Source organism: Mycobacterium sp. (assembly GCF_049673265.1).
Taxonomy (GTDB): Bacteria; Actinomycetota; Actinomycetes; order Mycobacteriales; family Mycobacteriaceae; genus Mycobacterium.
This window is the reverse complement of record NZ_JBATXN010000051.1, coordinates 1-8,389: the sequence shown is the minus strand read 5'-3', so window position 1 is coordinate 8,389 and position 8,389 is coordinate 1. Positions and strand designations below refer to the sequence as shown.

General features: G+C 65.6%; 10 protein-coding genes, 1 tRNA gene and 1 pseudogene. 8 read left to right on the top strand and 4 right to left on the bottom strand.

Annotated features, from left to right (window positions below):
- Together WBF82_RS01795 and nirD are read left to right on the top strand one after the other, a co-directional pair.
- Positions 1–1,040, top strand: a pseudogene (locus WBF82_RS01795) (nitrite reductase (NAD(P)H)); the annotation flags it as partial.
- Positions 1,041–1,064: 24 nt separating this feature from the next.
- Positions 1,065–1,469, top strand: coding sequence for a nitrite reductase small subunit NirD (gene nirD, locus WBF82_RS01790; protein ID WP_424381390.1), 405 nt, complete (start codon positions 1,065–1,067; stop codon positions 1,467–1,469).
- On the opposite strand, the gene WBF82_RS01785 is transcribed toward nirD, so the two are convergent.
- Genes WBF82_RS01785 through WBF82_RS01775 form a run of 3 tightly spaced genes read right to left on the bottom strand, consistent with a single transcriptional unit; the run spans position 1,442 to position 4,797 of the window.
- Complete coding sequence (locus tag WBF82_RS01785; RefSeq protein ID WP_424381389.1) at positions 1,442–2,203, bottom strand: sirohydrochlorin chelatase; 762 nt, start codon at positions 2,201–2,203, stop codon at positions 1,442–1,444. The two genes, nirD and WBF82_RS01785, sit on opposite strands and share 28 nt — an antisense overlap.
- 1 nt (position 2,204) lies before the next feature.
- Positions 2,205–3,389: a uroporphyrinogen-III synthase gene (locus WBF82_RS01780; RefSeq protein ID WP_424381388.1), complete on the bottom strand. Its 1,185-nt coding sequence runs from the start codon at positions 3,387–3,389 to the stop codon at positions 2,205–2,207.
- Between the two features lie 22 nt (positions 3,390–3,411).
- Positions 3,412–4,797: a nitrate/nitrite transporter gene (locus WBF82_RS01775; RefSeq protein ID WP_424381387.1), complete on the bottom strand. Its 1,386-nt coding sequence runs from the start codon at positions 4,795–4,797 to the stop codon at positions 3,412–3,414.
- A 309-nt stretch (positions 4,798–5,106) separates the two neighbouring features.
- On the opposite strand from WBF82_RS01775, the gene WBF82_RS01770 reads away from it, so the two are divergent.
- The 5 genes from WBF82_RS01770 (at position 5,107) to WBF82_RS01750 (ending at position 7,614) form a co-directional block, all read left to right on the top strand.
- Positions 5,107–5,943 carry an NAD(P)H-binding protein gene (locus WBF82_RS01770; RefSeq protein ID WP_424381386.1) on the top strand — a complete coding sequence of 279 codons (837 nt, stop codon included), beginning with the start codon at positions 5,107–5,109 and terminating at the stop codon, positions 5,941–5,943.
- Positions 5,944–5,976: 33 nt separating this feature from the next.
- On the top strand, positions 5,977–6,426 hold the full coding sequence (locus tag WBF82_RS01765; RefSeq protein WP_424381385.1) for a nitroreductase/quinone reductase family protein: 450 nt from the start codon (positions 5,977–5,979) through the stop codon (positions 6,424–6,426).
- Positions 6,427–6,428: 2 nt separating this feature from the next.
- Complete coding sequence (locus WBF82_RS01760) at positions 6,429–6,797, top strand: DoxX family protein (RefSeq protein WP_424381384.1); 369 nt, start codon at positions 6,429–6,431, stop codon at positions 6,795–6,797.
- Positions 6,798–6,924: 127 nt separating this feature from the next.
- The gene (locus WBF82_RS01755; RefSeq protein WP_424381391.1) at positions 6,925–7,290 is read left to right on the top strand and encodes a PaaI family thioesterase; all 366 of its coding nucleotides are present in this window, start codon (positions 6,925–6,927) and stop codon (positions 7,288–7,290) included.
- A gap of 251 nt (positions 7,291–7,541) precedes the next feature.
- A tRNA-Arg gene (locus tag WBF82_RS01750) sits at positions 7,542–7,614 on the top strand.
- Positions 7,615–7,690: 76 nt separating this feature from the next.
- On the opposite strand, the gene WBF82_RS01745 is transcribed toward WBF82_RS01750, so the two are convergent.
- Positions 7,691–7,837 carry a hypothetical protein gene (locus WBF82_RS01745; RefSeq protein WP_424381383.1) on the bottom strand — a complete coding sequence of 49 codons (147 nt, stop codon included), beginning with the start codon at positions 7,835–7,837 and terminating at the stop codon, positions 7,691–7,693.
- A gap of 104 nt (positions 7,838–7,941) precedes the next feature.
- On the opposite strand from WBF82_RS01745, the gene WBF82_RS01740 reads away from it, so the two are divergent.
- Positions 7,942–8,389 (top strand): YncE family protein (locus WBF82_RS01740; protein ID WP_424381382.1); only part of this gene is annotated, 448 nt, incomplete at its 3' end.

Below are 8,389 nucleotides of genomic sequence, written 5' to 3'. Positions count from 1 at the left end.
AAATCATCCAGGCAAGTGCTATCCGCACCTTCTCCGGTTTGATCGAGCGGTATGGCACCGGCACCGGCTGCGATATCTGCAAACCGGCCATCGCCTCGATCCTCGCGTCGACCAGCTCCGAACACATCCTTGACGGCGAGCAGGCATCGTTGCAGGACACCAACGACCACTTCCTGGCCAACCTGCAACGCAACGGCACCTACTCGGTGGTGCCGCGGGTGCCGGGCGGGGACATCACCCCCGAGCAGCTGATCCTGATCGGCGAGATCGCCCGCGATTTCGGCTTGTACACCAAGATCACCGGCGGACAGCGGATCGACATGTTCGGTGCCACCGTCGACCAGTTGCCGCAGATTTGGGCCAGGCTGGTCGAGGGCGGCATGGAATCCGGTCACGCCTACGGCAAGGCGCTGCGCACCGTGAAGAGCTGTGTGGGCACCGACTGGTGCCGCTACGGCCAACAGGATTCCGTGCAGATGGCCATCGATTTGGAGCTGCGCTACCGCGGCCTGCGGTCGCCGCACAAGCTCAAGATGGGTGTCTCGGGCTGTGCGCGCGAATGCGCGGAGGCTCGCGGGAAGGACGTCGGCGTGATCGCCACCGAGGCCGGCTGGAACCTGTACGTCGGCGGCAACGGCGGTATGACACCGAAGCACGCCCAGCTGCTCGCCTCGGACCTCGACGACAAGACCCTGGTGCGCTACATCGACCGATTCCTGATGTACTACATCCGCACCGCAGACCGGTTGCAGCGCACCGCGCCGTGGGTCGAGGGGCTCGAGGGCGGCCTGGATCACCTGCGCGAGGTGGTCATCGACGATTCGCTGGGCCTTGCAGCGGAATTCGAGGAAGCCATCGAACGGCATGTGTCCGGCTATGCCTGCGAATGGAAAGCCGTGCTCGACGACCCCGACAAGCTGTCCCGCTTCGTGTCGTTCGTCAATGCGCCCGGATCGCCCGATCCCACAGTCGAATTCACCGAAAAGAACGGGCGAAAGGTTCCCGTTCTGATCGGCACCCCCGCGGTGCCGTCCCGTTAACCCACCGACAGTCAGGAGTTTTCGATGACCAAGTTGTACGACGTGAGCCGCTGGCGTGGGGACTGGACTGCCGCGTGCCCGTTGTCCCGGCTGGAGCCGCTGCGCGGCGTGGCGGTGCTGTTGCCGGACGGCACCCAGGTCGCGCTGTTTCGGTTGGTGGACGACAGCATCCGGGCCGTCGGCAACATCGATCCGATAGGTCGTGCCGCGGTGCTCTCGCGCGGCATCGTCGGCGACCGCGGTGGCATCCCGGTCGTGCAGTCCCCGTTGAAGAAGCAGGCGTTCAGCCTGCTCGACGGTGAATGTCTAGACGCTGCGGATGTTTCCATCCCGGTGTATGACACCCGCATCGCGGTTGACGGGACCATTTACGTCGCCAACTCCCCCGAAATTCAGTTCGGCTACCGCCGCGGCGAGCTGTCCGCCTGACCGACGGGCACCGCGGGCTCAGCCGACGCGGCGGCCGCAAGCACTCCGGCGTGCCGTCGTCGCAGGCAGGCGAGCCGGATCACCGCGGAATGCGAACCCAGCGGCGCCGCCACCACGTCGGCTCCCGACTTGTGCAGCCGTCCCTGAAACAGGCCGTCCGCCAACAGATACGACGCCACCGCCACCCGGCGGCCAGCCGTCCGGCGAACCCGGGCCACCACCTCAGGCACCGACGGGTAGCCGGAGCCGTCCCGGCACGGCGCTGCGAACGCGATCGAAACCCGGCTGCCGACCAGCGCCGAGAGCATCGCAGCCGCGGTCGCGATCTCGCTCTGCGCGTGCCGGTCGCTGGTGCCAGCGGCCGCAAGCACCACGTGATCGTCGGGACGCCAACCCGCTTCGAGCAGCCGGTCGAGCAGCGCGCGGGTCAGCTCCGACGACGGCCCGAGCGCGGGTGTCACGGTGACCGCCGAATGCCCCGATGCCGCAACGTGTCGCGGCACATCGGACCGGACGTGGTAGCCGCTGGATAGCAGCGCTGGCACCAGCACCGTCGGCTCGTCGTGCAGGATTCGCAGCACTTCGTCGGGCGTGGGCCCCAGCACGTCGACGAACGCCACCCGCACCGTTTCGTCGAGGACGCCCGCCATGGTTGCCGCGAGATCGCCGATCATTCTGACGCCATGCGGATTTCGGGTTCCATGTGCCACTAACAAGGTGGTCGTTTGGGCCATGTTAGGCGTTCGCGTCGGTGTCGTCGGGCATGTACTCCACCGCGAGGCGGTAGCCGCGTTTCACCACGGTGGCGATCAGTACCTTAGCGCCGAGCGCGGACCGTAGCCGGTTGACGGCGGCCTCGACCACGTGCGGGTCGTCGCCGCCGAGAGCCTCGAGCAGCACATCCCGCGACACCACCGCGCCGGGTACCCGCGCAAGCGCTTTGAGCAGGGTCAGCGAGTTCGGTGACAGGTCGCGCACTTCACCGTCGACGACGGCGCACGCCGCGTGCACGCCGAGGCGGTGGCCGGCAACAGCGAGATCCGGTTTCCGGCAAGGAAGTTCGTCGGCGACGACGCGGGCCAGTGCGCCGAGTCGCATCCGCCCGGGCTGCACCGACGCCACCCCAATATTGTCCAGCGGGCGTGCGGTCACCGGGCCCACGCAGAAAGGTGTGACCGAAGTCGTCAGCGCGCCGATCACCGCGTCGGTCAGCTGCAACTCGTTGGCCCGCATCAGGAAGGAGGCGGCCGCCGGCGCGGACGTGAATGTGACGGCGTCGACACCGTCACGCGCGACGCGCTCGATCAGACCATCCAGCTCGGCCGGGTCTGCCGGTGGCTCCCACCGATAGACCGGCACCGCGACCAACGTGGCGCCGCGCTCGGCGAGCATGTCAGGGAATCCCGGCACCGGGTTCCAGTCGTCGGTGACGCCGTGCAGCTGCACCGCAATCCGCTTGCCGACGAGGTTCTCGGCACTCAGGTGCGCGAGCACCTCTTCGGACGACTCGGACGCCGGCGACCACTCTTCGCGCAGACCGGCCGTGCGCAACGCTCCGGTGGCCTTCGGCCCGCGCGAGATCACCCGGGCGCTGCGCAGCGCATCCAGCAGCTCCTCGGCAAGCCCCCAGCTGCCGGCCGCCTCCACCCAGCCGCGAAAACCGATACCGGTGGTCGCGATCAGCACGTCGGGTGGGGTGGCAATCACGTCCTCGGTGGCCGCGCGCAGCCGCGCGTCGTCGGCCAGCGGCACCATATGGATGGCCGCAGCCGTCACGACGTCGGCGCCGCGCCGGCGCAGCATGGTCGCGAACTCGTCGACTCGCCGCGACGCAGTAATGGCCACGGTGAAACCCGTCAGCGACGGCACGTCGGCACTGGTCACGCCGTCGCCGCCTGCCGAGATCCAAGGCGCCGGCATCTGATCAATGGTAGGGGAACGGTTAGACACGGGCTGTACTCAAAGTGGGGTGATCGGCGACGGTGCCGGACGGCATCCGCACGTAGAAACGTAAGGTGACCAGCGCCGCGACCGCGTAGAACGCGGCGAAGTCCCAGAAGGCAACAGTAGCTGTCCCGTGGCTGAGGTACGAGCTGCGCAGCGTGAGGTTGATCACCACCCCGCCGAGGCCGCCGATCGCGCCGGTGATGCCGATCACCGCTCCGGACATCGAGCGGGAGTAGTCGGCCCGCGTCTTCTCGTCGGCCTTCAGCGAGCGCGACGCCGCTTCGAAGATGGACGGGATCATCTTGTACACCGAGCCGTTGCCGATGCCGCTGAGCACAAACAGGATGACGAAGCCGATCACATAGCAAGCCATGGTCGCTGCACTGGTGTGACGACCCGCGGAGGTGGCGGTGATCGCGAGGATCACGACGCCGCCGATCATGCCGAGGAAGGCCCACAACGTGACCTTGCCACCGCCGAGCCGATCGGCGAACCGGCCGCCGTAAATTCGTGAGACCGAACCGAGCAGCGGTCCGACGAAGGCGATTTGGGCGGCGTGCAGTGATGCCTGTGCCGCGCTTTGTCCGCCTGCGGCGAACGACATCTGCAGCACCTGACCGAAGGCGAACGCAAAACCTATGAACGAGCCGAAGGTGCCGATGTAGAGCAGGCTGACCAACCAGGTATGGCGATTGCGCAACGCGGCGCGCATGGCGCGCGTGTCGACGGACACGACGTCGAGGTTGTCCATGAACCGGGACGCCCCGATCGCGGCGATGACCAAGGCCACCAAGTAGAACACGCACACCCAATACGGCTGCCGGTTGCCCGCGATTGCTATCACGAACAGGCCGACCAGTTGCACGGCAGGAACACCGATGTTCCCGCCGCCCGCGTTGAGGCCCAACGCCCAACCCTTGAGCCGCTGCGGGAAAAACGCGTTGATGTTGGTCATCGACGACGCGAAGTTGCCGCCGCCCAGGCCGCAGACCGCCGCGCAGGCCAGGTAGACCCACAGCGGACGACCGGGATCGGCAAGCACGACGATTGTCGCGACGACGGGCAGCACGAGTACGCAGGCGGAGAAGACGGTCCAGTTGCGACCGCCGAACCGCGCGGTCGCCATCGTGTAGGGCAATCGCAGCGTCGAGCCGACCAGCGTCGCGGTGGCGGCGATCAAAAACTTGTCCCCCGCCGTGAGCCCGTATACCGACTGCGGCATGAACAGCACCATCACCGACCACAGCGACCAGACCGAAAATCCCACGTGCTCAGCGATTACCGACCACAGCAGATTTCGTCGCGCGGTGGCCTCGCCGCCCGCCTGCCATGCGGCCCGGTCCTCCGGGTTCCAACCTGTGATCGTGTGCGAGCGCGCCACCGCATCTCCTCGAGTTTCCGACAGTCCTCTCAACGTAGGGATGCGATGTTGCTGCGCGGCTCTCCACGGTGTCGCCGCCGTGAAATCGCCCTCACGCGCGGATAGAACCCGTCGTGAGCGGGTCAGGCACAGCAGGTGGGGTTGTGAGCCACGCCGAGTGGGCGACCGCCGCGTGATCCGTGTCACGCATAGCCAATTGGACCGGTTGCGCCCCACCAAGTTCGTAACTTTCTGCGCCGCCATCCCGTCCTTGGATACAGGGCTGCTCGCCGTGGCCCGTACACAGCCACTAGGTCCAGGAGAGGGATCATGACCATCGTCGTTACCGGAGCGACCGGCAATGTCGGCCGACCGCTCGTCCATCAGCTTGTCGATGCCGGCGCGAAAGTACGCGCGGTCACCCGGCAACCACAGTCAGCCGGCCTGCCCGCCGAGGTTGAGGTGGTTCGGTCGGTCACCGAGGCGATTGCCGGCGCCTCCGCAGTCTTCTTGAATTCGCGCGCCCTGGGCGGCGAACTGGCCGCGGTGGTCGAGCAATCCCGCCGCGAAGGCGTCACCCGGCTCGTGGCCTTGTCGGCCATCAACGCCGACGACGACTTCTCCCGGCAACCGTCGCGGTTTCGCGGAGACCGGAACAAAGAGGTAGAGCAACTGGCCGTCGACTCGGGACTGCAGTGGGTAAGCCTGCGTCCGTCGGTTTTTGCGACGAACTTCGCCGGCATGTGGTCGGCGCAGATTCGCGCGGGCGACATCGTCCGCGGCGCATACGCCGCGGCATCGAGCGCCCCCATCGTCGAAAGTGATATATCCGAGGTGGCCGCCCGCGCGTTTCTCACCGATGATCTTGTCGGCCAGAAGATTCCGCTGACGGGCCCACAGTCCCTGACCAACACCGAGATGGTCGACATCATTGGCGCCGCTTTGGGTCGGCCGCTGCAATACCAGGAGGTCCCAGACGACCTGGTTCGTCAACGGTTTGTCGGGCTGGGTTTTCCGCCCGAGTTCGGCGATGCCTACATCGGGATGCTGGCCACAACGATCGATGAACCCGCCGTAGTAACCGACGGTGTGCAGCAGATCGTGGGCCGGCCCGCGCAATCGTTCGAGCAATGGGTCATCGAGCACAAGAGCATATTCACCGACTAGCTCACTGAAATACGAAGGATACGAGGGAAAGCGATGTCCAACCCGAAGCCACCTCGCTGGCTAAAACCTATGAACAAGTTCATGATCGCCGTGCAAAAGCTCGGCCTGCCAACAGGACCGCCGATGGTGTTGACGGTGCCGGGCCGCAAGACAGGTCGACCGCGCAGCACGCCGATGACACCATTCAGCCTCGACGGGCAGCTCTATGCTGTGGCGGGGTTCCCGGATGCTGATTGGGCAAGCAATGCGCGAGCTGCCGGCGTCGGAACCCTCAGCAAGGGCCGCAAGGCGAGGCGGATAAAGATAACCGAGCTGACCGCCGAGCAAGCCCGCCCGGTGCTGCGGGTATATCCGGTCGAGGTGCCGGTCGGTATCGGCTTCCTGAAACGCTCCGGCCTCGTGAGCCAGGGCACCCCGGAGGAAGTCGAGGCACTGGCCGGCCGAATCGCTGTCTTCCGATTCGATCCAATCTCGGCGGCCTAACCATGCACACCGCATATCTCGTCGTGACGATGATTGCCATTGGTATCGACGGATTTTCGGGCGTGAGTGCCCTCGTGCACTTTGCGCCGATCATTCCGCCCATGCAGCGGGCTGGAGTGCCGTTGTCGTGGCTGACCTTTCCGATCGGCACGCTCAAGACCCTCGGCACTTTGGGGCTTGTCATGGGCCTGTGGGTTCCGCCGATCGGTCTCGCGGCAGCAGCCGGGTTGACCGTCTTTTTCGTCTGCGCGGTGTACACCCACGTGCTGGCCAACGACATCTCCGGCCAGTTCGTATTCGCGGGATTCCTGCTAACCCTCAACGGCGCAACATTCGCCCTAACCCTCGCCACTCATCCCGCGATCGCCTGAATCAACTCGGGTGAGGGTATTGCACCTATGCCGGTGCGCTGCATACCTTGTCTCCCATGGTTTTCGATATCATCGAAGTGCATTTATCGTGAGCGAGCCAGCGACCGACGGTGATTTTTTCTCGACGATGCCGTTTTGCCGACTGCTGGGGATTGAGGGTTTGGAGCAGTCGCCGCAACGGGTTCGCGCACAGTTGACATGGTCGCCTGAACGCTGCACCACGGGTGGCCTAATGCATGGCGGTGCGCTGATGGGACTTGCCGATAGCGCGGGGGCGGTATGCGCTTTCTTGAACCTGCCGGAAGGCGCGGTCGGCACCAGCACGATCGAATCAAAAACCAATTTCCTGAGGGGAGTTCGAGAGGGTGTCGTTATCGCAACCAGCCGTGTGCTCCATCGGGGCCGCACGGTGATCGTGGTGGAAACCGAACTGTCCCAGGATGGTGATCGCTTGGTCGGCAAGGTGACCCAAACGCAAACGGTGCTTCGGTAACTTCGCGGGAACCGCCGGCTCGGTTCGCGGCCGATCCCTACGCGCTCCAGGAATCGCGGGCTTCCCGCCCTGCCCGTTAAGACTCGCTCCAGCCATACAGGACGAACATGCCGACCGTGCCGTCGGCGGGCGCGGTCTCGCCCATTGGCGATATCGCACCGGGATGACGGTCGAGCCGATCGATTAGCGCAGCGGCTCCCGGATACCCAGAACACCGTCAAGTACCATTTGAAGGCGTCCCTCGCCCTTTCGCCCTCGTAGCTCAGGGGATAGAGCACGGCTCTCCTAAAGCCGGTGTCACAGGTTCGAATCCTGTCGGGGGCACTATGTCGGTGTATTACCTCGGCTGATGGTTGACATTTCGGCTTCGGTTGATGCCTGCCAGCGATTCGACTGCCGCTTAACCGTGCTCCAAGAATGCTGCGGCACCGACCGGTGGCGCACACACCAACGCGCTCACCGCGGCGAGCCGCCTGGCCGGGTCGCCCCCGCTCGCCTTGCCCGCGAGTTGGTCGATCGGATCAACGATGCGCTCAGGCACTTTCACGGCTGGTCTAAGTGCTCGACGACAACGAATTCGGCAAACTCGCAGGCGGCGGCTAGGCGCTGCGCGCACACTGCGAAAGAACAACATCGACCAGGAGAGCGCATATGACCGCCAGTGGCGATGCTCAACCAACCCGAAAGCGTCGGCGGCTCGTGCCGGTACTGGTGGTCACCGGCGTGCTGGCCGTGATGTTCCTATCCGGATGTCGGGGTCCGTCCGCAGGTCAGGGTCCGGCGGCGAGTTCCCGCCCAGCTGCGCCGTCGACTGGTTTGACTTACCGGGTCACCGCCAAGGTGCCCGTCGGCAGCAAGAGCCCGTATGGGGTGGCCGTGGACCCGGGCATCCACACCGTCTACGTCGCCAACGTCAAGGACGACACGGTGTCGGTGATCGACGCCTCGACGCGCACCGTCACTGCAACCATCCCGGCCGGCAAGAACCCGCAAGAGGTGGCGGTGGACCCCGGCACCCACACCGTCTACGTCACCGATTACGGCGACAACTCGGTGTCGGTGATCGATGCCTCGACGCGCAAAGTCACCGCCACCATCC

Excerpts from the sequence above, each read along its gene's own strand:
- WBF82_RS01770 (WP_424381386.1), top strand. The coding sequence starts at position 5,107 with ATGACCATCGTCGTTACCGGAGCGACCGGCAATGTCGGCCGACCGCTC.
- WBF82_RS01755 (WP_424381391.1), top strand. The coding sequence starts at position 6,925 with ATGCCGTTTTGCCGACTGCTGGGGATTGAGGGTTTGGAGCAGTCGCCG.
- nirD (WP_424381390.1), top strand. The coding sequence starts at position 1,065 with ATGACCAAGTTGTACGACGTGAGCCGCTGGCGTGGGGACTGGACTGCC.
- WBF82_RS01765 (WP_424381385.1), top strand. The coding sequence starts at position 5,977 with ATGTCCAACCCGAAGCCACCTCGCTGGCTAAAACCTATGAACAAGTTC.
- WBF82_RS01760 (WP_424381384.1), top strand. The coding sequence starts at position 6,429 with ATGCACACCGCATATCTCGTCGTGACGATGATTGCCATTGGTATCGAC.
- WBF82_RS01785 (WP_424381389.1), bottom strand. The coding sequence starts at position 2,203 with ATGGCCCAAACGACCACCTTGTTAGTGGCACATGGAACCCGAAATCCG.
- WBF82_RS01780 (WP_424381388.1), bottom strand. The coding sequence starts at position 3,389 with ATGCCGGCGCCTTGGATCTCGGCAGGCGGCGACGGCGTGACCAGTGCC.